The following is a 23,363-nucleotide window of genomic DNA, read 5'->3' as shown; positions in this document are numbered from 1 at the left end:
AATGCCCGGAAAACGTACGGGGGTTGCCTCGTGCGGGAGCGTAGATTTCGTCAGCGCGCGACCATGGCCGACGCCGGCATCCGGCGCTCCGCGCGGGCCGCGTGCGACCCGTACAGGGTGATGGACACGACGCCGAGCACCGCCAGCAGCGCGATCCCGACCGTGGCCGCCCACCCCGCACCGTGGTACGCGAGGGCGCCCAGGGTGCCGCCGGCGCTGGAGCCGAGGTAGTACGCCGACTGGTAGAGCGCGGAGGCCTGCGCCCGGCCCGTCTTCGCCGTCCGGCTCACCGCGGCGGAGGCCACCGCGTGCCCGGCGAAGAAGCCCGCCGTGATCAGGACCAGCCCGATCAGGACCGCCACCAGCGAGTCGGCCAGCGACAGCAGCAGGCCCAGCGCCGTGGTCGTCACGGCCAGGTACAGCGCGCCGCGCCGCCCCGTACGGGCCACCAGCTTGCCGGCGGCGGCCGAGGAGACCGTACCCACGAGGTAGATCAGGAAGATCGACCCGATCACGCCCTGCCCGAGCGAGAACGGCTCGTCCACCAGGCGGTAGCCGATGACCGTGTAGACCGCGCCGAAGACCGTCATGAACAGCGCGCCGATCCCGTACAGCCGCAGCAGCAGCGGATCCCGCAGGTGACCGACGACGGTACGGCCCACCGCACGCGGGTTCAGCGACGCCGGGCGGAAGAACCGCGCCCGGGGCAGCAGCACCAGGAACGCCACCGCGCAGACCAGCGACATCAGGGCGACCGCTCCCAGCCCCGCCCGCCAGCCCCACAGCTGCGCCGCCCAGCCGGTGACGAGACGGCCGCTCATGCCACCGATGGAGTTGCCCGCCACGAACAGGCCGATCGCGCCCACCAGGGCCTTCGGCTGAACCTCCTCCGCCAGGTACGCCATCGCGGAGGCCGGGATCCCGGCGATCGCCGCGCCCTGGACGGCGCGCAGCACCACCAGCCACTCCAGGCTCGGCGCGAACGGCACCAGCAGGCCCACGCCCACGGCCACGACCATCGACCAGGTCATCATCCGCGTGCGGCCGAACCGCTCCGACAGCGCGCTCAGCGGCAGGACGAACAGCGCGAGCGCGCCGGTGGCCGCCGACACCGTCCAGCTGGCCCGGCCCGCCGTCACCCCGAAGCCGACGGAGATCGCGGGCAACAGCGCCTGGGTGGAGTAGAGGAGGGCGAAGGTCGCCAGACCGGCGGCGAAGAGCGCGAGGCTCATCCGGCGGTAGCCGGGGCGGCCGGGAGCGCGGGGCTCGGGGGCTTCGGACTGCGGAAACGACGGAGTGGAGGCACCCGGGATCACGGGTGCCCCGGTATGAACGGGAGGCATACGTCGAAGGTAGGCCGGTGTTTTTGATGCGTCCAATGCACAGAATCGCGATAATCGATCCACTCGTGCATCACCACAGCTCAGGGCGGCGCCTGTCTATGAACCGTTACGAAGAAGACATGGCAGTGACACGTCTGCTGGCCCCGCGGCTGGCCTATTTCGCCGCCGTCGCCCGGCACGAGCACGTCACCCGCGCCGCGCACGAGCTGGGCGTACCGCAGTCCACCCTGTCGCGGGCCATGGTCCGCCTCGAACAGGACCTGGGCGTCACGCTGTTCGCCCGCAAGGGCCGCAACGTCGCCCTCACCACGGCGGGCCGCACCTTCCTGGCCTCCGCCGAACAGGCCCTGGACGGCATCGCCCGCGCCGCCGAATCCGTCCAGCAGGACGCCGACCCGGCCCTGGGCAAGGTCGCGTTCGGCTTCCTCCACACCCTCGGCTCCGAGACCGTACCCGGCCTGATCCGCGCCTTCCGCGCCGACCACCCGCGCGTGCGCTTCTCCCTCGTCCAGAACTACGGCGAGGCCATGCTGGAGAAGCTCCGGGCCGGCGAACTCGACCTCTGCCTCACCTCGCCCCTCCCCGACGCCCCCGACCTCGTCGCCCGCCGCCTCGACGAACAGCGGCTGCGCCTGGTCGTCCCCGAGGACCACCGCCTCGCCGTCCGCAAGCGCATCCGCCTCGCCGAGGCCGCGGAGGAAACCTTCGTCACCCTCGAGGCCGGCTACGGGCTGCGCCGGATCACCGACGACCTGTGCGCGGAGGCCGGCTTCACCCCGCGCGTCGCCTTCGAGGGCGAGGAGGCCGAGACCCTGCGCGGCCTGGTCGCCGCCGGCCTCGGCGTCGCCCTCCTGCCCCCGCCCGCCGTGGCCCGCCCCGGAGTGGTGGAACTGACCGTCACCGCCCCGCGCGCCGTCCGTGAGATCGGCCTCGCCTGGCTCGACGGCCACCCCGACACCCCGCCCGTGGCGGAGTTCAAACGCTTCCTGCTCTCCCGCCGCGGCCGCCTGATCCCCGAACTGGAGCCGCCCGCCGCGTAACGCCCCCGCGGCCGCGGCCGCGAAAACCGATCGCCCCACTGCACATGGGGACGGCACAATCGCCAGGTACGGGGGACGAGGGGGATGCCGGTTGGACGTGTTCGTGTGTGCCGGGTGCGGTGCGGAACTGACGGCCCCGGTCTCCCGGGTCGCCCTTCCCGTCCACACCCACTTCGGAGCCTGGGAGCAGCTGCACCCGCCCCTGATGGAGCCGGCGACGTACGCCGTCGAACCCCTGCCCTCCGGAGCGCCCCGGCGGCCGTGGGACGACGAGGTGGGGTTCGCGGCGCCGGAGAGGATCGTCATCGCGCCCGGAGACTCCCGGGACATGGTGCTGATCCCCGAGAAGTGCGCGGGCTACTGCATGGGCATCGACGGCCGCGACGGGCCCAACCTGGCGTGCGGGGGCTGCGGGAGCGCGGTGGCGACCCGGCTGGACGACTGCGGGCTGTGGCAGGCGGTGTGGCTGGAGCCCGACGCGGTCCGCCGCCTCCCCTGCGATCTGCCCGCCCTCCCGACGCCCGACTGGGACGAGCTGGACCTGGAGTCGTACGTGGTCCCGCCCGTCGGACCCGACGGGTCCTGGAGCTTCCGCTGGGAGGCCGCGGTCCCGGTGGCCCTCGCGCACCTGGTGGCGGCCTGCGGGGCCCGCCCGGTGGCGCTGCCCGTTCCCCTCACCGACCTGCTCGGCGAGGCCCTCGCCCGCTGTCTCCCCGCCGGGCCCCCGGAACGCACCGCGCGCCTCGCCGGGCCGGGGATGCCCGCGCCCCGGCCCGGCGACGACGTGCTCCTCGTCCCCCGCCATCCGGTCACCGGCGAGCCGTGGCGGCCCCCGCACGAGGCGGTCGTCGTCCCGCTGGACATCGGGGTCTGGGCACACTTCGCCCTCCCCGGGGAGACCTCGCCCCTGCCGGCGTCCGGCCGGGTGCCGGAGGGCGTCCTGCGCGACGACTACCCCCTGCCGCCGCGCCCGTGGCGGTCCTTCACGCCCCACCACACCGCCTTCGCGCGCACCCTCGCCCGGCTGCCCGCCCTCGGCCGGCTGCCGGAGCTGCGCGCGTACTACGAGCGCTTCGCGAACCGGGCCTAGGCCGGTTCCGGCGGGCCCCCAGGGGACGGTGTCGGCGTCGCGGAGAGCAAGTACCCGGCCTGGAAGCGGGACTTCGCGCCGACCGCGCGCATGATCTCGGCGATGTGCCGCTGGCACGTCCGCTCCGACATCCCCAGCCTGCGCGCGATCACCTTGTCCTCCAGCCCCTCCGACAGCAGCCGCACGATCGTCTGCCGCAGCTCGTCCGAGATCGACCGCGCCGCGTCCGGGCTCACCGACGTCGGGAACGGCTCCGCCCCCAGCCAGGACCGCTCGAAGGCCGACGTCATGAAGTGCACGACGCTCGGCTCCCGGACCACCAGCGCCGCCCCGGTCCGGTCCGGCACCGCCATCAGTCCCGTCCGCCCGTCGAAGACCAGCATCCGCATCAGCCCGTCGCCCAGCGTCCGCACCTGCGCGCCCAGTGCCGTCACCCGCTCGACGTACGCCGCCGTCGGCCGGGAGTACCGCGCCGTGTGCTGGTAGATCGTCCGCATCCGGACCCCGCGCGTCAGCAGCGACTCGTCCCGCCCGATCGACTCCTCCAGGGTCTCCAGCGGCCGGCCCCCGCCCGGCTGCGAGGTCAGCAGCTCCCGCTCGCACGAGGCGGCCAGCTCCGCGATCAGCCCCCGCACCGCGCCGAGGTCCGTGACCAGCTCCAGGCGGCCCGACCCGCTCAGGTCCCGGTGCGCGGTCCCCGCCTCGTACGCCGGCACCAGCGCCTCCAACCGCCCCCGCAGCCGGTCCATCTCGTCGTGGGTCTCCCGTACGAGCAGGGCCAGCGGGGCCAGCGCGCGGGCCGCCGCCGCCCGCGGCGCCACCGCGCTCCACCGCTCCGGCCCGCCGCCCGGCGCCCGCTGGAGCAGGTGGGCGGCGGCCAGCTCGGTGATCGCGGCGGCCGCGCGCACGCCCAGGGCCCCGGTGGCCTCGGTCGCGTCGAAGGCGTGCCGCTCGACGGCGTACGCGTAGAGGCGCCGGGCCGCAGGGCTGAGTTCCCCGGCGGCGCCGGCCGTTCCGGTTGCTCCGGTCTCCTCTGCGGGCATATTCCAATTCGTCCCGTTCTGTGTCTGTCTGTAAACCCCTCGTGTTCCCGCAAGGCGACAAGACGACGCCTGACCTGGCGCGACCGGCATATGCCGAACCGGCACAGTGGACGCACGGCGTGAGGGGGGAGCGCGGGATGCGGCAGCGGAGGCGGGAGGGGCGGGGGCCCGTGGCCGTCCTGCTGAGCCCGCGGCCGGCCGTGGTGGCAGCCGCCCGCCGTGCGGGCGCGCACACCGTGGTGGTCGCGCCGGGTCCGTCGGTGCCATCCGACCGTGAGGGGGCGGAGCGGCGGGTACGGACGGACTGGCGCGACCACCGTCACCTCGTCGGCGCCCTCGGCCGCATGGAGGCCGTCCGGCACGGCCGCGCCGCCGTCTTCGGCTTCGACGCCGCCGGAGCCCTCGCGGCCGCCCGCGCCAACGAGGAGCTCGGACTGCCCGGCACGCCCACCGCCGCCGTCACCGCGCTCATGGACAAGGCCGCCCTGCGCGCCCGCTCCAACGTCCTGCACCCCACCCGGCCGGTCTCCTTCGCCCGCTGCGGCCGCGCCGACGCGCTCCCCTTCGTCACCACCCTCATCGGCTACCCGTGCGTCATCAAGCCCCGGGCGGGCGCCGACGGGGAAGGGGTGCGGCTGGTCCGCGACGAGTCCGAGGCGCGCGCCGCCGCCCACGGCTACCCCGAGGTCACCGACCTCCTCGTCGAGGAGTACCTGGAGGGACCGGAGCTCAGCGTCGAAGCACACTCGAGGGCGGGCCACCACCGCATCCTCGGCTGGGCCCGCCGGCTGGACGCCCCGGGCCCCGCCGCCCCCGCCCCCTGCCTCACCGCCTTCGGCCACGCGCTGCCGGTGGCCCTGCCCCCGCGGAGCGCCGAGGCCGTACGGACCCTCGTACGCGCCGTCCTCGACCTCGCCCGCCACCGCGACGGCCCCTCCCACACCGGCGTCGTCCTCACCCCGTCCGGCCCCCGCCTCCTCGGGGCCCGCGCCCGCCCGGGCCCCGAGGAGTTCGCGGGGCTGCTGCGGCTCGCCCACGGGATCGACGTGCTCGGCCTCGCGCTCGCCACCGGGCTCGGCCTGCCCGAGCCGGTGCGCGTGCCGCGCCCGCGCACCGCCCACACCGGGCTGCGGTACGTCGACTTCCCGCCGGGCCGCCTCGACGGCGTGCGCGCGGCGCTCGCGGCCGCCCGCGCCGTGCCGGGGGTGGCCCGGGTGCAGCTGGAGATACCGCCGGGCGCCCTGGTCCGCCGCGCCCCGACGGGCGCGCACCACCACGCGTACGTCCTCGCCACCGCCCCGACGGCGGACTCGCTGGCCCGTACCCTCGATCGGGCCGCCGCCCTGCTCCGCGCCGCGGACCGGCGGGTCCCTCAGCCGGACGGCTTCGCGTAGTCGGCGAAGCCGGTCCAGTCCAGGGTCACGCAGGGCTCGTCGCCCAGGACCCAGGCGTCGTGCCCGGGGGGCACCCGCATGTAGTCCCCGGGGCCGAGCTCGGTGCTCTCCCCGTCGTTCATGACGACCTTCATGCGACCGCTCACCACGTACCCGGTGTGATCGGCCTGGCAGCTGTCCGTCCCGGCCAGCGGCTTCACGTGCTCCGACCACTTCCAGCCGGGTTCGAAGACGGAGCGCCCGACACCCCGGCCGCCCGTCTCCAGCAGGTCCAGCCTGCCCTTGTCGTCGGCGAACGGCCGCGTCTCGTCCGGCTCGTCGAAGCTCCTGGACACCAGGCCGGCCATCGTCATCGCCTCCCTCGGAGATGCACCCGAGTCCTCGTTCCCACCTTACGCGCGGACGCCCGCACGGGCCCGGCGCCCGCCGTCCCCCGCCACGGCGGACGCGCGGGCGCCGCGTCGTCACCTGCGCAGCGACCTGCCGAAGCCGGAGGCGAGCGGCATCCGCAGGCCCAGCGGTGGCGGCGCCGCCAGGGCGTCGGTCACCGGCCGCGAGTAGCGTCCCGAGAACACCGCGCCCAGGACGAAGTCAACGGCCAGCGCCACCACTTCGGCCTGGTGCTCGCGCAGGCCGTGCCCGTCCGAATGCACTTCGAAGCGGCAGGTAGAACGATTCGCCTTCTTCGCCCGCGCGGCCAGCCGGAAGGAGGTCTCGGGGTCGCTGCGCGCGTCGTTGGTGCCGTGCACGATCAGCACCTGCCGCCCCGACAGCTGTTTCACCGGTTCAGGGGAGTCCGCAGCCGCCGCCTCGCCTAAACAAGGGGCCATCGCCAGAACGGAGTTGACGGCCCCGTGCCCCGCGGCGCGCAGCGCGGCCGCGCCCCCCGCGTCGTAGCCGGCCAGGCACACCGGCACGTCCCCGTACCGCCGCACCGCCTCGTCCGCCGCCCACCGCGCCTGCTCCTCCCGCGAGGACTCCCCGCCGTGGATGACGGTGTGCGTGACCAGCCCCTCCGCCCCGCCCGCCCGGGCCAGCGCCCGCGCGAGCGGACGCAGCGGACCGGGGGAGAATCTGGACGCTCCGGGAAGCAGGAGCACCACCCCGTTGACCGGGCTTTCCGTCGAACCCGAGCCGGTTCTCGCGCCGGCCGCCCGCCCCAGACGGGCCCCGCGCGCCGGCGGCGCATGCTGTGCCATGGCGGAACAGTCTCAGACCTTCAGGTGTACGCCATCCGTCCGCGCGGTCTCTGTTACATATCGACGCCCGCCGTCGGCACCCCGCTCTACGCGCGTAGGAGTTAGAGTGCGCAGATGACGAGCGAGACCCCCAACCTGCCGACCCCGGATCAGATCCGCCGCTCCCCGAAGGTGCTCCTGCACGATCACCTCGACGGTGGGCTGCGCCCCGGGACCATCATCGAGCTGGCCCGCGAGGTCGGCTACGAGAACCTCCCCGAGACCGACGCCGACAAGCTCGGCGTCTGGTTCCGCGAAGCCGCCGACTCCGGATCCCTCCCGCGCTACCTGGAGACCTTCGCCCACACGTGCGCGGTCATGCAGACGAAGGCGGCCCTCTTCCGGGTCGCCGCCGAGTGCGCCGAGGACCTGGCCGAGGACGGCGTCGTGTACGCCGAGATCCGCTACGCCCCCGAGCAGCACCTGGAAGCCGGCCTGACCCTCGAAGAGGTCGTCGAGGCCGTGAACGACGGCTTCCGCGAGGGCGAGCGCCGTGCGAAGGCCAACGGCCACCGCATCCGCGTCGGCGCCCTGCTGACCGCGATGCGCCACGCCGCCCGTGCGCTGGAGATCGCCGAGCTGGCCAACCGCTACCGCGACAACGGCGTCGTCGGCTTCGACATCGCCGGCGCCGAGGCCGGGTTCCCTCCCACCCGCCACCTCGACGCCTTCGAGTACCTCAAGCGCGAGAACAACCACTTCACGATCCACGCGGGTGAGGCCTTCGGCCTGCCGTCGATCTGGCAGGCCCTGCAGTGGTGCGGCGCCGACCGCCTCGGTCACGGCGTGAAGATCATCGATGACATCGAGGTCGCCGCCGACGGTTCCGTGACCCTGGGCCGCCTGGCCTCGTACGTCCGGGACAAGCGCATCCCCCTGGAGATGTGCCCGACCTCGAACCTGCAGACGGCCGCGGCCGCCTCGTACGCCGAGCACCCGATCGGCCTGCTGCGGAAGCTGCACTTCAGACTCACGGTCAACACCGACAACCGGCTGATGAGCGGCACCAGCATGAGCCGCGAGTTCGAGCACCTGGTGGACACCTTCGGCTACACGCTGGACGACATGCAGTGGTTCACCGTCAATGCGATGAAGTCCGCGTTCATTCCTTTCGATGAACGACTGGCCATGATCAACGAGGTGATCAAGCCCGGTTACGCGGAGCTGAAGTCGGAGTGGCTGTTCCAGCAGACCGCTTCCACCAGCGGTTCCGTATCGGCCTAGGCCACGGCATGACGTACTGAAAGCGCCTGGGAGAGGCAATTCCCGGGCGCTTTCTCGTATTTAATGATGTTTGCGGGCGAGGGTTTGAAGTGACTAGTTTGCGGAGCCGCTCAATTCCCCGTCGCAAGGAATACCTTTCATGAAGCAGTCAGCTGCCAAGACCCTCGGTGTCGCCGCTCTCGGTGCCGCCTTCGCCGCCGTCGCCGCCGGTACCGCTTCCGCCGCCGTTCCCGCCGTCGGCCTCACCGACGCCCTGGGCACCGTCACCAGCGCCGCTCAGGGCCTCACGAGCCAGCAGCAGGTGAGCCCCGAGGGAGGCCAGCAGTCGAGCGACCCGGCCTCCGCGCTCGCCCCGGTGACCGGCCTGCTCGGCGGTCTGCCGACCAGCAACCTCGGCGGCTGATTCCGTACGGAATTCGCACGCGGGCACGCGTGGCGCACACCCCTTCGAACGGGTGGGCGCCGCGTCGTGCCGTGTGCCACGATCGCCACCAACTGCCCGCCGACGCACGCGGTATGAGGTCTTTGGTCATGCGCAAGAAGGCACGAGCGACGATGGTCGCCCTGGTCCCCGCCCTCCTCGTCGCGGCGGTGGGGTGCAGCAGCGGGACCCCCGCCACGGACAAGGACCGGGACCCCAAGGGCTCCGCCGAACAGGCCTCCGGCGCGCCCGGCGCCCCGGCGGCGTCCGCCGGTTCGACGGGATCGTCGGGATCCGCCAAGCCGAAGACCGGCGGCACCAAGCTGGACCGCTCGGCGCTGGAGCAGGGCGACCTGCCCGGCTACCAGATCTCCGCCCAGGGCAAGAACCCCAACGCCCCGGACGGTCAGCCGCAGGCGGACCGCAAGGCCTGCCAGCCGCTGGCCGACATCATGGGGGACAAGCCGGACCCGGCCGCGCGCCAGACCCTCAACCGCGGCATCGGCTCCCAGAGGCAGGTCGGACTCGCCGTGTCCGCCTCCGTCAGCTCCTACGCCGAGAGCGACGCCAAGGCGCTGATCGCCCGGCTCAAGGCCGCCGTGGCCGCCTGCGGCAAGGGCTTCACCGCCACCGTCGAGAAGCAGACCGGCAGCTACCGCGAGGTGCGCGCCGTCGACTACCGCACGAGCGCCGACGAGAGCGTCAGCTGGACCACGACCGCCGCCGGTCAGGGCGTCTCGGCGCCGGTCCACCTGGTCGTCGCACGCGAGGGCGACACCGTCGTGCGGCTGATGGCCCTCAACGTGGCGGGGGCCGACAAGAAGGGCCAGGTCCCGCAGGAAGTGACCGACAAGCAGCTGGAAAAGGTCCGGAAGGCCGGCTGACCCGGCAGGCGCCCCCGACCCTTGCGCCGGTCACCAGGCGGTGGAGGCGGACTTCTCGTTCGGCAGCAGGACCCACAGGGCGATGTAGACCAGGAACTGCGGACCGGGCAGCAGGCACGAGACGGCGAATATGGCACGCATCGTGTTCGCGGAAATTCCGAAACGCCTGGCCAGTCCGGCGCACACTCCACCGATCCAGCGGCCGTCACGGGGGCGGACAAGGGCGCTCATGGGGTTCTCCTTCGTCGGGATCGCGGTGGTTGAGGACCGGTACGGCCCCGCGATGACTCAATACTCCCGCTGGACCGCCGACAGAACGTCGGTCCAGGGGCCGAGCCCGACCCTGGAAATCTTCGGGGTGGTCCCCTGATAAACGGGGTGTGAACGGGCGTGGGAACGCCGCAGCCGGGCCCGCAGCGCCGGTACGACGGCCACGTGCGCGAGCAGCACACCGGCGGTGTTCAGCAGCACCGAGTCCACATCGACGACCTGACCCGGCACGGCGGTCTGGAGCATCTCGATGCTCAGCGCGACCAGCGCCCCCGCGGCCGCGGTCCGGGCCAGTGAGGACCACGCGGACAGCGTCGACAGCGTGAGCCTTCCGCCCACCAGGGGCAGCAGCACCCCGAGCGGGGCCAGCAGGGCCAGGCCCTCACCGATCCGCCGGGCGGCCTCCAGCGGCCCGTAGGCCAGGTCCGCCCGGATCCCCTCCAGGGGGGTCAGATTGGCGGCCGCGGCCCACGGCACGTCCAGGGGCCGCAGGGTCAGCCAGCCGACGACCAGGAGATGGGCGACGAGCAGGACCCCGGCGAGGAGTCGGAGACGGAGATGGATCGCGGTGGCGGTGGCGGCGCTGCCGCCGGCCTCAAGACGCTGCACACCTGCGAGGACGCACCACCCGGTAGGCCCGGTTCCGCCCTGACGGGGGGTGTGGCCGCGAGCACCCGGCACCCCTCCGGGCAGGTCAGCGGACGGCGATGAGGACGATCAGCGCCAGCGCGCCCACCACGGCGGGCGCGATGATCTCGTACGACCAGCGCACGCGCACGCTGCCCTGGGCACCGGCCCGCTCGGCGCCGCGCTCGGCCATCCGCTGCAGCTCGTCCACGATCCGGTCCGCGCCGGCCCGCATCGGCTCGGCGGGCATCCGCGGCTTCTCGCCCTGGCCGCGCTGCTCCCGGTCCCGGAGCCCCTCGTAGCGCAGCCGCTGCCGGTTCGCCTTCTTCCGCTCGCGCAGCGAGACGGGCACGGACCACAGCTGGTACTTCGACCCCTCGGCCAGCACCTCCGCCGAGTACCCGGCGCGCACCGCGTCCACGGCCGCCCAGGGCAGCTCGATGATCCGGAAGGGGTTGCGCACGCGCATCCGGTCGTCGTTGGCGAAGACGGCCGGGCGGATCGTGAACGCCACGATCAGCGGTACGGCGCACAGGGCCACCGCCAGCGCGATCCACGGGGTGTTCGCCGTGCCGCGCAGCAGGGCGTCCCCGCAGAGCCACGCCGTCAGCGCGAGCAGCAGGACCCCCGAGACGACGCCCATGGTGGAGCGGTAGACGCGGTCCTTGTAGACCGGCTCGTCGGTCGGCTGCTGCTGGCTGCTCATGGGGTCGATTCTGCCCCACGCCGTCTCAGCCCACGAGATCGGCGTACAGGATGATGTTGTCGGGCCGGTGGCCGTCTTCGATCTCCCCGCCGCAGGTGATGACGCGCAGCTCGGGGTGGGTGGTGTCCCCGTACACCTTGGCGGTCGGGAACGCCTTCTTGTCCACCTGCTCCAGCTCGCGGACACGGAAGACGGCGGTGCTGCCGTCCGCCCGCGAGACCGTGATCTCCTCGCCGGCGCGCACGCGCGCGACGTCCTTCAGCACGGCCGGGCCGCGCGCGGTGTCGAAGTGGCCGATCAGCACGGCAGGTCCGGTCTCGCCCGGGGTGACGCCCTTCGTGTACCAGCCGATCTTGTCGCCGTCGGCCACGGAGGGCACCTCCACGCTGCCGTCGGCGGCCAGACCCAGCCCCAGCAGCGGTGAGGCGTCCACACCGGCCGCGGGGATTCGTACGCGTACGGGCTTGGAGGCGGGCAGCGGAGCAGCCGCCACCGGGGCCGGGGGAGCGGTGGTGGGCGAGACCGAGGGCGGGGCGGCGGCCGGGGCGGCCGACCCGGGCGCGGGTGCGGTGGAGGCGGCCGTGCCGCAGCCGGTCAGGGCGGCGGCGAGGAGGACGGCGGCGAGCAGCGGGCGCGCGCGGTGGGCCATGGAGTGCTCCGGAGACGGCAGTCGGCGGGCCACCGGGTCGGTGGCCCGCCGGGGGAGGGCAGGAGGGGAGGTGGCGAGGGGGTGTCAGCCCCGGGTGGTGCGGCGCCGCAGGACCACGCCGGCGGCCAGGGCTCCGAAGGCGGCGATCAGGGCGCCGCCGGCCACCATGGTGGCGGTGTTGTCCGTGTCCGCGACGGTCTCCACCGGGAGCTCGGCGCCGGCGGCCACCGGGCCCTTCGGGACCACCGACGTCTGGCCCGCGGTCTGCGGCTTCACCGGAGCGGGGGTGGAGGTGGGCGCGGGTGTGCTGGGCTTCGTCACCGGCTTGTCGTCGGTGAACTTGTAGCTCGGCTTGCAGCCCTTGGGGAACGCGGGGAACGCGACCCGGCCGACCGTGTCGTTGCCGCCCTGCGTCTTCCACTCGAAGACGGGCTTGGCGCCGCTCGGGTTCACGATCCGGGCGATGATGCCCGCGGACTGGGGCAGCGAGGGGTGGGTGCGGTCCAGCCGGCCGAAGGGCTTGCCGTCGCCGGCCTCCAGCAGGACCACCTTGGGGCCCAGCTCGGAGAGGTACAGCTCGGCCGTCATGCCCGCGCCGATCTCCTGCCCGATCGGACCGACCCGGCAGTCCGTGCTCGCCTCGCCCGCGGGCAGCGGGTAGGACTTGACGCTCCCGTCCGCGGCGGTGACGACGAGCACGGGGTTGGCGCTCGCGGCCTTGGTGAGTTCGAGGTCGAGGCCCTTGGCCTTGTCGTGGGGCTGGGTCCGGTCCAGCTTCGTCACGACGTGGACCAGGTAGGTGTCGCCGGGCTTCCAGTCGGGGCCGACCTCGCGGATCCAGGCCTCGGGGCCCTCCTCCTTGTTGCGCAGCACCGCGACCAGGCCCTCGCCGATGTAGACGGGCTTGCCCTCGTAGCGGCTGTTGTCCGACGCCGCGGCCGACTGCGGGGCCGTGGCGGGCGCGGCGAACGCGGCGCCGGCGGTCGGGACGAGCATCGCGCCGGCGAGGGCGACGGTGGCTATCGAGGTGCGGAGGGCGGTACGCATAACGACTCCTTGAAGCGTGGGTGAGGAAAGTGGAGGAGAGTCGCATGCCGCGTCGAGTCTGTTCGGTCGGGTTCACCGGGCCAGGTGTGGCGGGCTGCTGAAGAGAAATCTATGGATCTTGTGCGGGCGGAGGATGCGGGTCCTGTCATGGCCGTGTAACGAGGAAAGCGCGTCGGAGCGGAGGTGTCGATTCCATAGCGGATCGGTCAGAACCGGTGGAGGGGGGGTGACAGGTCGCTACGCGCGTAGATATGCTCATGTGGTGACCATGCCCACCACCCTCACCGCATTCGCTGACGTGACGACGTCCGACAGTGCGCTGCGCCGCTTCCTGCACGGGCTGCCCGGCGTCGACACTGTCGGCCTGGAGGCCCGCGCGGCCTCCCTCGGCACCCGTTCGATCAAGACGACGGCCAAGGCGTACGCCATCGACCTGGCCATCTCGATGATCGACCTGACGACGCTCGAAGGCGCGGACACCCCGGGCAAGGTCCGGGCGCTCTCCGCCAAGGCCGTCAACCCCGATCCGACCGACCGCACCACGCCCATGACCGCCGCGGTCTGCGTCTACCCCGACATGGTGGCCACCGCGAAGGCCGCGCTGAACGGCGCCGACGTCAAGGTCGCCTCGGTCGCCACCGCCTTCCCGGCCGGCCGTGCCGCGCTGCCCGTCAAGCTCGCCGACACTCGTGACGCCGTCGCCGCGGGCGCCGACGAGATCGACATGGTCATCGACCGTGGCGCCTTCCTCGCCGGCCGCTACCTGGAGACGTACGAGCTGATCAAGGCCGTCAAGGAGGCCTGCGTCCGGCCCGGGGGGCAGACGGAGTCCGGGGGAGGCACCGCGGCCCGCCTGAAGGTCATCTTCGAGACCGGCGAGCTGTCGACCTACGACAACATCCGCCGGGCCTCCTGGATCGGCATGCTCGCGGGCGCCGACTTCATCAAGACGTCGACGGGCAAGGTGGGCGTCAACGCCACCCCCGCGAACACCCTGCTCATGCTCGAAGCCGTCCGCGACTTCCGGGAGCAGACTGGAATCCAGATCGGCGTGAAGCCGGCCGGCGGCATCCGCACCACCAAGGACGCGATCAAGTTCCTGGTCCTGGTCAACGAGACCGTGGGCGAGGACTGGCTGAGCAACCACTGGTTCCGCTTCGGCGCCTCCAGCCTGCTCAACGACCTGTTGATGCAGCGCCAGAAGCTGAGCACCGGGCGTTACTCCGGTCCCGACTACGTGACGGTGGACTGATCACCATGGCATCTGTATTCGAGTACGCACCGGCTCCCGAGTCCCGCTCGGTCGTCGACATCGCCCCCTCCTACGGACTCTTCATCGACGGCGAGTTCACCGACGCCGCCGACGGCAGGGTCTTCAAGACCGTCTCGCCGTCGTCCGAGGAGGTCCTGGCCGAGGTCGCCCAGGCCGGCGCCGCCGACGTGGACCGCGCCGTGAAGGCCGCCCGCAAGGCGTTCGAGAAGTGGTCCGCGCTGCCCGGCTCCGAGCGCGCCAAGTACCTCTTCCGCATCGCCCGGATCATCCAGGAGCGCAGCCGCGAGCTGGCCGTCCTGGAGACCCTGGACAACGGCAAGCCGATCAAGGAGACCCGCGACGCGGACCTCCCGCTCGTCGCCGCGCACTTCTTCTACTACGCGGGCTGGGCCGACAAGCTCGACCACGCGGGCTACGGGGCCAACCCGCGCCCGCTGGGCGTGGCCGGCCAGGTCATCCCCTGGAACTTCCCGCTCCTGATGCTCGCGTGGAAGATCGCCCCGGCGCTCGCCACCGGCAACACGGTCGTGCTGAAGCCGGCGGAGACCACCCCGCTCTCGGCACTGTTCTTCGCGGACATCTGCCGCCAGGCGGGCCTGCCCAAGGGCGTCGTCAACATCCTCACGGGGTACGGGGACGCCGGCGCGGCCCTCGTCGAGCACCCGGACGTCAACAAGGTCGCCTTCACCGGCTCGACGGCCGTGGGCAAGAAGATCGCCCGCCACGTGGCCGGCACCGACAAGAAGGTCACGCTGGAGCTGGGCGGCAAGGGCGCCAACATCGTCTTCGACGACGCCCCCATCGACCAGGCCGTCGAGGGCATCGTCACCGGCATCTTCTTCAACCAGGGCCAGGTCTGCTGCGCGGGCTCGCGCCTGCTGGTCCAGGAGTCGATCCACGACGAGCTGCTGGACTCCCTCAAGCGCCGCCTGTCCACCCTGCGCCTGGGCGACCCGCTCGACAAGAACACCGACATCGGCGCGATCAACTCCGCCGAGCAGCTCGCCCGGATCACCGCGCTCGCCGAGACCGGCGAGGCCGAGGGCGCCGAGCGCTGGTCCCCGGCGTGCGAGCTGCCGTCCGCCGGCTACTGGTTCGCCCCGACGCTCTTCACGAACGTCACCCAGGCGCACACCGTCGCCCGCGACGAGATCTTCGGCCCGGTGCTGTCCGTGCTGACCTTCCGCACGCCCGACGAGGCCGTCGCGAAGGCCAACAACAGCCAGTACGGCCTCTCCGCCGGCATCTGGACGGAGAAGGGCAGCCGCATCCTCGCGGTCGCGAACAAGCTCCGCGCGGGCGTCGTCTGGGCCAACACGTTCAACAAGTTCGACCCGACCTCGCCCTTCGGCGGCTACAAGGAGTCGGGCTTCGGCCGCGAGGGCGGCCGCCACGGCCTGGAGGGCTACCTCGATGTCTGAGTCGTCGTCGGCGCGTCTGAGCGTCTTCAAGACCTACAAGCTGTACGTCGGGGGCAAGTTCCCCCGCTCCGAGAGCGGCCGGGTGTACGAGGTGAGCGACTCGAAGGGCAACTGGGTGGCCAACGCGCCGCTGTCCTCCCGCAAGGACGCCCGTGACGCGGTCGTCGCGGCCCGCAAGGCCTTCGGCGGCTGGTCGGGCGCGACCGCGTACAACCGCGGCCAGATCCTCTACCGCGTCGCCGAGATGCTGGAGGGCCGCCGCGAGCAGTTCGTCCGCGAGGTCGGCGAGGCCGAGGGCCTGTCCAAGTCGAAGGCGGGCGCCGTCGTCGACGCGGCCATCGACCGCTGGGTCTGGTACGCGGGCTGGACCGACAAGATCGGCCAGATCGTGGGCGGGGCCAACCCGGTCGCGGGCCCGTTCTTCAACCTCTCCACCCCGGAGCCGACCGGTGTCGTGACCGTGATCGCCCCCCAGGACTCGTCCTTCCTGGGCCTGGTCTCGGTGATCGCCCCGGTCATCGCGACCGGCAACACGGCGGTCGTGATCACCTCCGAGAAGTCCCCGCTGCCGGCCCTCTCCCTGGGCGAGGTGCTCGCCACTTCCGACCTGCCCGGCGGCGTCGTCAACATCCTGTCCGGCAAGGCCGCCGAGATGGGCCCCCACCTGGCGTCCCACCAGGACGTCAACGCGATCGACCTGGCGGGCGCCGACTCCGCGCTGGCCAAGGAGCTGGAGATCGCGGCGGCCGACAACCTCAAGCGCGTCCTGCGTCCACAGCCTGTGGACGACTGGAGCGCCGACCCGGGCACCTCGCGCATGACGGCGTTCCTGGAGACCAAGACGGTCTGGCACCCGACGGGTTCGCTGGGCTCGGGCGGATCCTCGTACTAGGAGATCCCCATGAACCGGCCCCGGCAGCAACCCCCGTGCTGCCGGGGCCTTCCCGTACCCGCTTGCCTACTTCTTCGGGAGCACCGGCCCGAGCAGCGAGGAGACCGCCGCGCCGGGCAGCTCGCCGACGGACGGCCCCTGGGTCAGTACCCCGGTGACCATGCCGGTGCCGACGGCGGGGAAGTCCGCTACCTGCGTGGCCACGCCGTTGTCCAGCGGATCCACGCCGGTGTGGGCGAGCGGGTTCACCTTGAGGTTCGCGACCGGCTCGGTGACCCCGGCCAGAGCCGCCGGTACGTCGAGTTCACCGGCCTGGGCGCCCCCCGCGGCCATCGCGAGCGCGGCGCCCGCCATCGAGACCGTCAGGCCCGCCGAACGGAGCCGGCTGCTTGTGGAGGGGGCTGCTGCGTGGCGTGCCATGGGATTCCCACCCTGTACTCGTCTGTGGTGCGCCGTAGTCGTACGCGCACGCAGCGTAGTGGAGGTGTGATCCTCGATACCAACCGGTCACCGGAGGCATCCCCTGAGCGGGGGAATGGTTCACACTTGTGTTCCGTGAGCTCCTCCTCTCCTTTGCCTACGCGTGTCGTGCTGCTGACCGGACCCTCGGGGTCCGGCAAGTCCTCGCTGGCGGCCCGTTCGGGTCTGCCCGTGCTGCGTCTGGACGACTTCTACAAGGAGGCGGACGACCCGACGCTCCCGCTGGTCGAGGGCAGTTCGGACATCGACTGGGACTCCCCGCTGTCCTGGGACGCGGACACCGCCGTCGCGGCGATCGAGGAGCTGTGCGCGGTGGGCCGCACCGACGTCCCGGTGTACGACATCGCGACGTCCTCGCGGACGGGGGTGGAGTCGCTGGACATCTCGCGGACGCCGCTGTTCATCGCGGAGGGCATCTTCGCCGCGGACATCGCCGTCCGGTGCCAGGAACTGGGGCTGCTCGCGGACGCCATCTGCCTGCGCGGGCGGCCGTCCACCACCTTCCGCCGCCGGCTGGCGCGCGACCTGCGCGAGGGCCGCAAGTCGGCCCTGTTCCTGCTGCGGCGCGGCCTGCGGCTGATGCGGGCGGAGCGGGGCATCGTGGCGCGTCACATCGCGCTGGGCGCGCACGCGTGCGGCCGTGACGAGGCCCTCGGCCGGCTCGCCGCAGCCGCCGCCGGCCGCCACCGCCCCGCACCCACCCCCGCCTAGCCCTGGCCGGGAGCCGAGCAGGTCGGACCGGGGCCGGCACCGCACATGCGAAAAGGCGGGATCAGGCGGACCCCCGGCCGCTTGATCCCGCCTCTTCCCCCCGCGGCCCCCGCCCCACCCCCGTAGGACGGGCCCCCTGGCCCGATGGTCTGTGTGCCCGCGTTACGCGACGAGCTCCTCGAAGGACTCCGCCTCGTCACGGCCGAAGCTCAGCGCCTCGTCCTCCCGCAGGCGGCGCAGCGAGCGCCAGATGCTCGACTTCACCGTGCCGACGCTGATCCCGAGGATCTCCGCGATCTCCGGGTCCGTACGGCCCTCGTAGTAGCGCAGCACCAGCATCGTGCGCTGCGGCTCCGGGATCCGGGTCAGCGCCTGCCACAGGACCGCGCGCAGCTCCGTACCGCGCATCGCGTCCGTGTCGGAGGCCGTCTCCGGCAGCTCCTCCGTCGGGTACTCGTTCAGCTTCCGCCGACGCCACGCGCTGATGTGCAGGTTGGTCATCGTGCGGCGCAGGTACCCGCCGACGGCCGCCTTGTCGCTGATCCGGTCCCAGGCGCGGTACGTGGAGAACAGCGCGCTCTGCAGCAGGTCCTCGGCCTCGTAACGGTCGCCGGTGAGGTGGAAGGCCGTCGCGTACAGGGCGGCCCGCCGCTCCTGGACGTAGGCCGTGAACTCCGCCTCCGAGGTGGAGGACGGCGCGGGCCGGGCGGGAACCGCCTGGTACTGGTTTGCGTCAATGGCTACGACGTGGGCCGGCCGGGGACGGGCGACCGCCACCGTACGGACACCCGCCCGGCGGTTCACATCGTGCAGCCGCGTGACAACCGCGCTGGTGTTGGTGCTGTGCAGCGTGTTCATCTCGCGCCCCCCGTCGTGGAGTGTCTCTGCTTCGGTCCGTTGTGCGTTGGTAGAAGACTGCCCCGCCGACTTAACCGGGGTGTCCGTCGACTGTCACAGCCCTGTCACAGCGACTTGCGCACGATCGCCTCTCCCCGACGGTCGAACTCCCGACTGTCGATGGGACAGAATGAGCCCGTGCCCTTCCTGTTGCTGATCGAGGACGACGACGCCATCCGCACGGCCCTCGAGCTCTCCCTGTCTCGCCAGGGCCACCGTGTGGCCACCGCGGCGACGGGCGAGGACGGCCTGAAACTGCTGCGCGAGCAGCGGCCGGATCTGATCGTGCTGGACGTGATGCTGCCCGGGATCGACGGTTTCGAGGTGTGCCGGCGCATCCGGCGCACCGACCAGCTGCCGATCATCCTGCTCACCGCGCGCAGCGATGACATCGACGTGGTCGTGGGCCTGGAGTCCGGGGCCGACGACTACGTGGTCAAGCCCGTCCAGGGCCGGGTCCTCGACGCCCGCATCCGGGCGGTCCTGCGCCGCGGCGAGCGCGAGTCGAGCGACTCGGCGAGCTTCGGCTCCCTGGTCATCGACCGCGCGGCCATGACGGTCACCAAGAACGGCGAGGACCTCCAGCTCACCCCGACCGAGCTGCGGCTGCTGCTCGAACTGAGCCGCAGGCCCGGCCAGGCGCTGTCGCGCCAGCAGCTGCTGCGGCTGGTCTGGGAGCACGACTACCTCGGCGACTCGCGGCTCGTCGACGCCTGCGTCCAGCGGCTGCGCGCCAAGGTCGAGGACGTGCCGTCCTCGCCCACCCTGATCCGTACCGTCCGGGGTGTCGGCTACCGCCTGGACTCCCCGCAGTGATCCGCGCGTTGCTCGCGGGCCGGCGCTGGACCAGCCTGCGGCTGCGGCTCCTCGTCGTCTTCGCCCTGGTCGCCCTGACGGCCGCCGTCTCCGCGTCCGGGATCGCGTACTGGCTCAACCGCGAGGCCGTCCTCACCCGCGTCCAGGACGCGGCGCTCGGCGACTTCCGGCAGGAGATGCAGAACCGTGCCGCCGCGCTGCCCGCCGACCCGACGCCGGAGGAGATGCAGCGCACCGCCGAGCTGATGGCGGGCAGCAGTCCCGGCTACAGCGTGCTGCTGGTGCACGAACGCAAGGACCACCGCGAGGTGTTCGGCGCGGCCGGTCCCGACTCCTTCGGGCTGCAGGACGTGCCGAAGTCCCTCCGGAACGCCGTGAACGACGAGCAGAAGACGACCGCGGCGAACGACGCCGAGTACCACATGTACTGGCAGCGGACGAAGCCGAACGGCAACCCGTACCTGGTCGGCGGCACCCGGATCGTGGGCGGCGGGCCGACCGGCTACATGTACAAGTCGCTCGCCCAGGAGCGGGACGACCTGAACGCGCTCGCCTGGTCGCTGACGATCGCCACCGGTCTGGCGCTGCTCGGCTCCGCCCTGCTCGCGCAGGCCGCGGCCCGTACGGTGCTCAAGCCCGTGCAGCGGTTGGGCGACGCGGCCCGGCGGCTCGGCGAGGGCGAGCTGGACCACCGGCTGGAGGTGTCCGGCACGGACGAACTCGCCGACCTGTCGCACACCTTCAACAAGACGGCCGAGGCGCTGGAGAAGAAGGTCGCCGACATGAGCGCGCGGGAGGAGTCCAGCCGGCGCTTCGTCGCGGACATGTCCCACGAACTGCGCACCCCGCTGACCGCGCTGACGGCGGTGGCCGAGGTGCTGGAGGAAGAGGTCGACGACCTCGACCCGATGATCGCGCCGGCGGTGGCGCTGGTCGTCAGCGAGACGCGGCGGCTGAACGACCTGGTGGAGAACCTGATGGAGGTCACCCGCTTCGACGCGGGTACGGCCAAGCTGGTGCTGGACGACGTCAACGTCGCCGACCAGGTCACGGCCTGCATCGACGCGCGGGCCTGGCTGGACGCGGTGGAACTCGACGCCGAACGGGACATCGTGGCCCGCCTCGACCCGCGCCGCCTCGACGTCATCCTGGCCAACCTGATCGGCAACGCCCTCAAGCACGGCGGCTCGCCGGTGCGGGTGTCGGTGACGGTCGACGCGCAGTGGCTGGTCATCGCGGTCCGGGACAACGGCCCGGGCATCCCCGAGGAGGTCCTGCCGCACGTCTTCGACCGGTTCTACAAGGCGAGCGCGTCGCGGCCGAAGTCGGACGGGAGCGGGCTGGGCCTGTCGATCGCCGTGGAGAACGCGCACATCCACGGCGGCGACATCACCGCCGCCAACGCGGCGGGGGGCGGGGCCCTGTTCACGCTGCGGCTGCCGGTGGACGTGGGAAAGGTGATCTCGGGTGACCTGGATGCGTAGGGCCCTGCCGGTGGTGCCGGCCGTGGTGGTCCCGCTCGTGGCGGTCTCCCTGCTCGCGACGTCGGGCTGTGGGATCAGGGCCACGACCGTGCCGGTGGACGTGGGGCCGGCGCCGTCGCGCGTGTCGTGCGACACCCCGCCGGCGCCCGCCGGACAGAGCGGGGTGCAGGGCTTCCGGGCCACCGTGGAACTGGTCTGCGGATCGCAGCTGGTGGGCGTGGAGCGGGTGATTCCGGTGCCCGAGAAGATGCCCGTACGGGAACCCGTGAGCCTGGTCGCGCAGGCACTGCTGGAAGCGCTGGAGCAGCCGCCGAGCGCGGACGAGCGGGACGCCGGTTTCACGACCGGGGTCCCGGACGGGCTCGCGGTGTCCGCGCCGCGCGCCGGCGACCCGGCGGGCACGGTGCGGCTGAGCCGCAAGCCGGAGGACCTGCCGCCGGTGGCGCTGTCGCAGGTGGTGTGCACGCTGGCGGGCAACGAGGCGGTGTCGGCCGGGCCGGGCCCGGTGGTCCTGGGCGGGCCGGACGCGGATCCGCCGCGGGCGTGGGAGTGCACGGAGGCGGTGCGGTCGCGCCCGGAATCGGTGCCGACGCTGGGCGAGATCGTCCGGCCCTCGGCTTCCACCGCAGCCACGCCCCGCTGACCCGCGGGGCCGCGGAAACGGCGAAGGCCCGGTCCCGCCGGACGGGGCGGGACCGGGCCGGGGCCGAAGCCCCGGCCCCGCGTCCGACGGACGGATCAGATGCCCGCCGCGGCGGCCAGGTCCTTCTTGATCGCGTCCAGGATCTCCTGGCCGCGGGTGCGGGCCGCGGAGAGGTCGGCGGCCTCGGCGACCGGGACGACCACCTCCAGGTAGCACTTCAGCTTCGGCTCCGTGCCCGAAGGACGGACGATCACCCGGGCCTTGTAGTCGCCCTCCAGGTAGTAGCGCAGGCCGTCCGTGGGCGGGAGCGTCTCCGTGCCCTGCGTCAGGTCCTCCGCCGAGACGACCCGCAGCCCCGCCAGGGACACCGGCGGCTCCGCCCGCAGCGCGGCCATCGCCGAGGCGATCACCGACAGGTCCGAGACGCGGACCGACAGCTGGTCGGTGGCGTGCAGCCCGTGGGCCATCGCCAGGTCGTCCAGCAGGTCGGTCAGGGTGCGGCCCTGCTCCTTGAGCTCCGAGGCCAGCTCCGCCACCAGCAGGGCGGCGGTGACGCCGTCCTTGTCGCGGACGCCCTCGGGGTCCACGCAGTAGCCGAGCGCCTCCTCGTAGCCGTAGCGCAGGCCCTCGACGCGCGCGATCCACTTGAAGCCCGTCAGGGTCTCCTCGTAGCCGACGCCCGCGGCCTCCGCGATCCGGCCCAGGAGGGAGGACGAGACGATGGACTCCGCGAAGACGCCCTGCGCCCCCTTGTGGACCAGGTGGGCCGCCAGCAGCGCGCCGACCTCGTCGCCGCGCAGCATCCGCCAGCCGTCCGCGGTGGGGACGGCCACGGCGCAGCGGTCCGCGTCCGGGTCGTTGGCGATCACGATGTCCGGGTTGACCTCGGCCGCCTTGGCGAAGGCCAGGTCCATCGCGCCCGGCTCCTCCGGGTTGGGGAAGGCCACCGTCGGGAAGGCCGGGTCCGGCTCGGCCTGCTCGGCCACCAGCACCGGGGTCGGGAAGCCGGCCCGGGCGAAGGCCGCCAGGACGACGTCCTTGCCGACGCCGTGCATGGCCGTGTAGACGGTCCGTACGCCCCGGGCGGACCCAGGGGTCAGGACGGCGTCCGTACGGGCCAGGTAGGCCTCCAGGACCTCGTCGCCGAGCTCCTGCCAGCCGGACTCCGGCCGGGGGACCGAGGCGAGCGTGTCGACGCGGGCGATCTCCGCCGCGATCTCCGCGTCCGCCGGGGAGACGATCTGCGAGCCGTCGCCGAGGTAGACCTTGTAGCCGTTGTCCCGGGGAGGGTTGTGGCTCGCGGTCACCTCGACGCCGGCGACGGCGCCCAGGTGCCTTATGGCGTACGCCAGGACGGGCGTCGGCAGCGGGCGGGGCAGGACGGCGGCGCGCAGCCCGGCGCCCGTCATGACGGCCGCGGTGTCACGGGCGAAGTCCGCCGACTTGTAGCGGGCGTCGTAGCCGACCACGACCAGTCCGCCGGCGTGGCCCTGAGCCAACAGGTAGGCCGCGAGGCCCGCCGCGGCCCGGATGACCACGCCGCGGTTCATCCGCATCGGGCCCGCGCCGATCTCACCGCGCAGTCCGGCGGTGCCGAACTGGAGGGTGCCGGCGAAACGGTCCGCGAGCTCCGCGGTGTCGCCCGCGTCGAGGAGCGCCGCCAGTTCGGCCGCCGTCTCCGGGTCCGGGTCCTCCGCCAGCCAGGCCTGGGCCCGGGTGATCAGGTCGTCCTGTTCCTGCACTACTTCCGCCTTACCTCTCGTACGTCGA

General features: G+C 72.9%; 26 protein-coding genes. 14 read left to right on the top strand and 12 right to left on the bottom strand.

The window, feature by feature from the left end:
- Positions 1 to 50: 50 nt before the first annotated feature.
- Positions 51 to 1,343 (bottom strand): MFS transporter, encoded by a 1,293-nt coding sequence (locus ACZ6JT_RS11890; protein WP_469209276.1) that lies wholly within the window; start codon positions 1,341 to 1,343, stop codon positions 51 to 53.
- Between the two features lie 98 nt (positions 1,344 to 1,441).
- Here ACZ6JT_RS11890 and ACZ6JT_RS11885 point away from each other — a divergent pair, with 98 nt between their 5' ends.
- Positions 1,442 to 2,383: a LysR family transcriptional regulator gene (locus ACZ6JT_RS11885; RefSeq protein WP_365478294.1), complete on the top strand. Its 942-nt coding sequence runs from the start codon at positions 1,442 to 1,444 to the stop codon at positions 2,381 to 2,383.
- 97 nt (positions 2,384 to 2,480) lie between these two features.
- Entirely contained in the window at positions 2,481 to 3,473 is a 993-nt protein-coding gene (locus ACZ6JT_RS11880; RefSeq protein WP_469209643.1) for a hypothetical protein, read from the top strand.
- Here the strand turns inward: ACZ6JT_RS11880 and ACZ6JT_RS11875 are convergent.
- Positions 3,470 to 4,516 carry a helix-turn-helix transcriptional regulator gene (locus tag ACZ6JT_RS11875; RefSeq protein WP_469209275.1) on the bottom strand — a complete coding sequence of 349 codons (1,047 nt, stop codon included), beginning with the start codon at positions 4,514 to 4,516 and terminating at the stop codon, positions 3,470 to 3,472. The genes ACZ6JT_RS11880 and ACZ6JT_RS11875 overlap by 4 nt on opposite strands.
- Positions 4,517 to 4,686: 170 nt before the next feature.
- On the opposite strand from ACZ6JT_RS11875, the gene ACZ6JT_RS11870 reads away from it, so the two are divergent.
- Complete coding sequence (locus ACZ6JT_RS11870) at positions 4,687 to 5,910, top strand: ATP-grasp domain-containing protein (RefSeq protein WP_469209274.1); 1,224 nt, start codon at positions 4,687 to 4,689, stop codon at positions 5,908 to 5,910.
- Here the strand turns inward: ACZ6JT_RS11870 and ACZ6JT_RS11865 are convergent.
- Together ACZ6JT_RS11865 and ACZ6JT_RS11860 are read right to left on the bottom strand one after the other, a co-directional pair.
- On the bottom strand, positions 5,889 to 6,257 hold the full coding sequence (locus ACZ6JT_RS11865) for a cupin domain-containing protein (protein ID WP_469209641.1): 369 nt from the start codon (positions 6,255 to 6,257) through the stop codon (positions 5,889 to 5,891). The two genes, ACZ6JT_RS11870 and ACZ6JT_RS11865, sit on opposite strands and share 22 nt — an antisense overlap.
- Before the next feature lie 117 nt (positions 6,258 to 6,374).
- Positions 6,375 to 7,109, bottom strand: coding sequence for an alpha/beta hydrolase (locus ACZ6JT_RS11860; RefSeq protein ID WP_469209273.1), 735 nt, complete (start codon positions 7,107 to 7,109; stop codon positions 6,375 to 6,377).
- A gap of 114 nt (positions 7,110 to 7,223) precedes the next feature.
- Here ACZ6JT_RS11860 and ACZ6JT_RS11855 point away from each other — a divergent pair, with 114 nt between their 5' ends.
- The 3 genes from ACZ6JT_RS11855 to ACZ6JT_RS11845 all read left to right on the top strand — a co-directional run bounded on the left by ACZ6JT_RS11855 (position 7,224) and on the right by ACZ6JT_RS11845 (position 9,677).
- Positions 7,224 to 8,372, top strand: coding sequence for an adenosine deaminase (locus tag ACZ6JT_RS11855; RefSeq protein WP_469209272.1), 1,149 nt, complete (start codon positions 7,224 to 7,226; stop codon positions 8,370 to 8,372).
- A gap of 139 nt (positions 8,373 to 8,511) precedes the next feature.
- Complete coding sequence (locus ACZ6JT_RS11850; protein WP_469209271.1) at positions 8,512 to 8,775, top strand: hypothetical protein; 264 nt, start codon at positions 8,512 to 8,514, stop codon at positions 8,773 to 8,775.
- A 128-nt stretch (positions 8,776 to 8,903) separates the two neighbouring features.
- Positions 8,904 to 9,677 carry a hypothetical protein gene (locus ACZ6JT_RS11845; protein ID WP_469209270.1) on the top strand — a complete coding sequence of 258 codons (774 nt, stop codon included), beginning with the start codon at positions 8,904 to 8,906 and terminating at the stop codon, positions 9,675 to 9,677.
- Between the two features lie 30 nt (positions 9,678 to 9,707).
- Here ACZ6JT_RS11845 and ACZ6JT_RS11840 read toward each other — a convergent pair whose 3' ends face one another.
- The 5 genes from ACZ6JT_RS11840 to ACZ6JT_RS11820 all read right to left on the bottom strand — a co-directional run bounded on the left by ACZ6JT_RS11840 (position 9,708) and on the right by ACZ6JT_RS11820 (position 12,976).
- Entirely contained in the window at positions 9,708 to 9,908 is a 201-nt protein-coding gene (locus ACZ6JT_RS11840; RefSeq protein ID WP_030027611.1) for a PspC domain-containing protein, read from the bottom strand.
- Between the two features lie 57 nt (positions 9,909 to 9,965).
- Positions 9,966 to 10,556 (bottom strand): VanZ family protein, encoded by a 591-nt coding sequence (locus tag ACZ6JT_RS11835; protein ID WP_469209269.1) that lies wholly within the window; start codon positions 10,554 to 10,556, stop codon positions 9,966 to 9,968.
- Between the two features lie 85 nt (positions 10,557 to 10,641).
- Complete coding sequence (locus tag ACZ6JT_RS11830; RefSeq protein ID WP_469209268.1) at positions 10,642 to 11,280, bottom strand: PH domain-containing protein; 639 nt, start codon at positions 11,278 to 11,280, stop codon at positions 10,642 to 10,644.
- 25 nt (positions 11,281 to 11,305) lie between these two features.
- Positions 11,306 to 11,929 carry a class F sortase gene (locus tag ACZ6JT_RS11825; protein ID WP_469209267.1) on the bottom strand — a complete coding sequence of 208 codons (624 nt, stop codon included), beginning with the start codon at positions 11,927 to 11,929 and terminating at the stop codon, positions 11,306 to 11,308.
- A gap of 84 nt (positions 11,930 to 12,013) precedes the next feature.
- Complete coding sequence (locus ACZ6JT_RS11820) at positions 12,014 to 12,976, bottom strand: hypothetical protein (protein WP_469209266.1); 963 nt, start codon at positions 12,974 to 12,976, stop codon at positions 12,014 to 12,016.
- A gap of 107 nt (positions 12,977 to 13,083) precedes the next feature.
- Here ACZ6JT_RS11820 and ACZ6JT_RS11815 point away from each other — a divergent pair, with 107 nt between their 5' ends.
- The 4 genes from ACZ6JT_RS11815 to ACZ6JT_RS11800 are packed head-to-tail and all read left to right on the top strand — an operon-like array spanning position 13,084 to position 16,562.
- Positions 13,084 to 13,206, top strand: coding sequence for a 2Fe-2S iron-sulfur cluster-binding protein (locus ACZ6JT_RS11815; RefSeq protein WP_469209639.1), 123 nt, complete (start codon positions 13,084 to 13,086; stop codon positions 13,204 to 13,206).
- Between the two features lie 38 nt (positions 13,207 to 13,244).
- Positions 13,245 to 14,228 carry a deoxyribose-phosphate aldolase gene (gene deoC, locus ACZ6JT_RS11810; protein WP_469209637.1) on the top strand — a complete coding sequence of 328 codons (984 nt, stop codon included), beginning with the start codon at positions 13,245 to 13,247 and terminating at the stop codon, positions 14,226 to 14,228.
- 5 nt (positions 14,229 to 14,233) lie between these two features.
- Positions 14,234 to 15,670 carry an aldehyde dehydrogenase family protein gene (locus ACZ6JT_RS11805; RefSeq protein ID WP_469209265.1) on the top strand — a complete coding sequence of 479 codons (1,437 nt, stop codon included), beginning with the start codon at positions 14,234 to 14,236 and terminating at the stop codon, positions 15,668 to 15,670.
- Entirely contained in the window at positions 15,663 to 16,562 is a 900-nt protein-coding gene (locus tag ACZ6JT_RS11800; RefSeq protein ID WP_469209264.1) for an aldehyde dehydrogenase family protein, read from the top strand. The genes ACZ6JT_RS11805 and ACZ6JT_RS11800 overlap by 8 nt, the downstream gene beginning before the upstream one ends.
- A gap of 66 nt (positions 16,563 to 16,628) precedes the next feature.
- Here ACZ6JT_RS11800 and ACZ6JT_RS11795 read toward each other — a convergent pair whose 3' ends face one another.
- Complete coding sequence (locus ACZ6JT_RS11795) at positions 16,629 to 16,982, bottom strand: hypothetical protein (protein ID WP_469209263.1); 354 nt, start codon at positions 16,980 to 16,982, stop codon at positions 16,629 to 16,631.
- 69 nt (positions 16,983 to 17,051) lie between these two features.
- Here ACZ6JT_RS11795 and ACZ6JT_RS11790 point away from each other — a divergent pair, with 69 nt between their 5' ends.
- Positions 17,052 to 17,753, top strand: a complete 702-nt coding sequence (locus ACZ6JT_RS11790; RefSeq protein WP_469209635.1) for a uridine kinase family protein — start codon at positions 17,052 to 17,054, stop codon at positions 17,751 to 17,753.
- A gap of 162 nt (positions 17,754 to 17,915) precedes the next feature.
- On the opposite strand, the gene ACZ6JT_RS11785 is transcribed toward ACZ6JT_RS11790, so the two are convergent.
- Positions 17,916 to 18,611: a SigE family RNA polymerase sigma factor gene (locus ACZ6JT_RS11785; protein ID WP_469209262.1), complete on the bottom strand. Its 696-nt coding sequence runs from the start codon at positions 18,609 to 18,611 to the stop codon at positions 17,916 to 17,918.
- 177 nt (positions 18,612 to 18,788) lie between these two features.
- On the opposite strand from ACZ6JT_RS11785, the gene afsQ1 reads away from it, so the two are divergent.
- Genes afsQ1 through ACZ6JT_RS11770 form a run of 3 tightly spaced genes read left to right on the top strand, consistent with a single transcriptional unit; the run spans position 18,789 to position 21,593 of the window.
- A complete protein-coding gene (gene afsQ1 / locus ACZ6JT_RS11780; protein ID WP_063754818.1) occupies positions 18,789 to 19,466 on the top strand; it encodes a two-component system response regulator AfsQ1 in 678 nt (225 codons plus the stop codon).
- Positions 19,463 to 20,950, top strand: coding sequence for an ATP-binding protein (locus ACZ6JT_RS11775; RefSeq protein WP_469209261.1), 1,488 nt, complete (start codon positions 19,463 to 19,465; stop codon positions 20,948 to 20,950). Before afsQ1 ends, ACZ6JT_RS11775 begins: the two co-directional genes overlap by 4 nt.
- Entirely contained in the window at positions 20,943 to 21,593 is a 651-nt protein-coding gene (locus ACZ6JT_RS11770) for a hypothetical protein (protein ID WP_469209634.1), read from the top strand. Before ACZ6JT_RS11775 ends, ACZ6JT_RS11770 begins: the two co-directional genes overlap by 8 nt.
- A gap of 95 nt (positions 21,594 to 21,688) precedes the next feature.
- Here the strand turns inward: ACZ6JT_RS11770 and ACZ6JT_RS11765 are convergent, their stop codons facing one another.
- Positions 21,689 to 23,335 carry a phospho-sugar mutase gene (locus ACZ6JT_RS11765; protein WP_469209260.1) on the bottom strand — a complete coding sequence of 549 codons (1,647 nt, stop codon included), beginning with the start codon at positions 23,333 to 23,335 and terminating at the stop codon, positions 21,689 to 21,691.
- Between the last annotated feature and the right edge of the window lie 28 nt (positions 23,336 to 23,363).

Source organism: Streptomyces sp. NPDC046308, assembly GCF_055588065.1.
Note: the sequence above shows the minus strand (reverse complement) of the source record. Positions and strands in the feature narration are given on the sequence as shown.

What these genes read in the sequence shown, in the direction of transcription:
- ACZ6JT_RS11805 (WP_469209265.1), top strand. Translation starts at nt 14,234, where the DNA reads ATGGCATCTGTATTCGAGTACGCACCGGCTCCCGAGTCCCGCTCGGTC.
- ACZ6JT_RS11820 (WP_469209266.1), bottom strand. Translation starts at nt 12,976, where the DNA reads ATGCGTACCGCCCTCCGCACCTCGATAGCCACCGTCGCCCTCGCCGGC.
- ACZ6JT_RS11850 (WP_469209271.1), top strand. Translation starts at nt 8,512, where the DNA reads ATGAAGCAGTCAGCTGCCAAGACCCTCGGTGTCGCCGCTCTCGGTGCC.
- ACZ6JT_RS11845 (WP_469209270.1), top strand. Translation starts at nt 8,904, where the DNA reads ATGCGCAAGAAGGCACGAGCGACGATGGTCGCCCTGGTCCCCGCCCTC.
- ACZ6JT_RS11885 (WP_365478294.1), top strand. Translation starts at nt 1,442, where the DNA reads ATGAACCGTTACGAAGAAGACATGGCAGTGACACGTCTGCTGGCCCCG.
- ACZ6JT_RS11825 (WP_469209267.1), bottom strand. Translation starts at nt 11,929, where the DNA reads ATGGCCCACCGCGCGCGCCCGCTGCTCGCCGCCGTCCTCCTCGCCGCC.
- ACZ6JT_RS11890 (WP_469209276.1), bottom strand. Translation starts at nt 1,343, where the DNA reads ATGCCTCCCGTTCATACCGGGGCACCCGTGATCCCGGGTGCCTCCACT.
- ACZ6JT_RS11875 (WP_469209275.1), bottom strand. Translation starts at nt 4,516, where the DNA reads ATGCCCGCAGAGGAGACCGGAGCAACCGGAACGGCCGGCGCCGCCGGG.
- ACZ6JT_RS11830 (WP_469209268.1), bottom strand. Translation starts at nt 11,280, where the DNA reads ATGAGCAGCCAGCAGCAGCCGACCGACGAGCCGGTCTACAAGGACCGC.
- ACZ6JT_RS11840 (WP_030027611.1), bottom strand. Translation starts at nt 9,908, where the DNA reads ATGAGCGCCCTTGTCCGCCCCCGTGACGGCCGCTGGATCGGTGGAGTG.
- ACZ6JT_RS11770 (WP_469209634.1), top strand. Translation starts at nt 20,943, where the DNA reads ATGCGTAGGGCCCTGCCGGTGGTGCCGGCCGTGGTGGTCCCGCTCGTG.
- ACZ6JT_RS11795 (WP_469209263.1), bottom strand. Translation starts at nt 16,982, where the DNA reads ATGGCACGCCACGCAGCAGCCCCCTCCACAAGCAGCCGGCTCCGTTCG.
- deoC (WP_469209637.1), top strand. Translation starts at nt 13,245, where the DNA reads ATGCCCACCACCCTCACCGCATTCGCTGACGTGACGACGTCCGACAGT.
- ACZ6JT_RS11865 (WP_469209641.1), bottom strand. Translation starts at nt 6,257, where the DNA reads ATGGCCGGCCTGGTGTCCAGGAGCTTCGACGAGCCGGACGAGACGCGG.
- ACZ6JT_RS11860 (WP_469209273.1), bottom strand. Translation starts at nt 7,109, where the DNA reads ATGGCACAGCATGCGCCGCCGGCGCGCGGGGCCCGTCTGGGGCGGGCG.
- ACZ6JT_RS11800 (WP_469209264.1), top strand. Translation starts at nt 15,663, where the DNA reads ATGTCTGAGTCGTCGTCGGCGCGTCTGAGCGTCTTCAAGACCTACAAG.
- ACZ6JT_RS11785 (WP_469209262.1), bottom strand. Translation starts at nt 18,611, where the DNA reads ATGAACACGCTGCACAGCACCAACACCAGCGCGGTTGTCACGCGGCTG.
- ACZ6JT_RS11855 (WP_469209272.1), top strand. Translation starts at nt 7,224, where the DNA reads ATGACGAGCGAGACCCCCAACCTGCCGACCCCGGATCAGATCCGCCGC.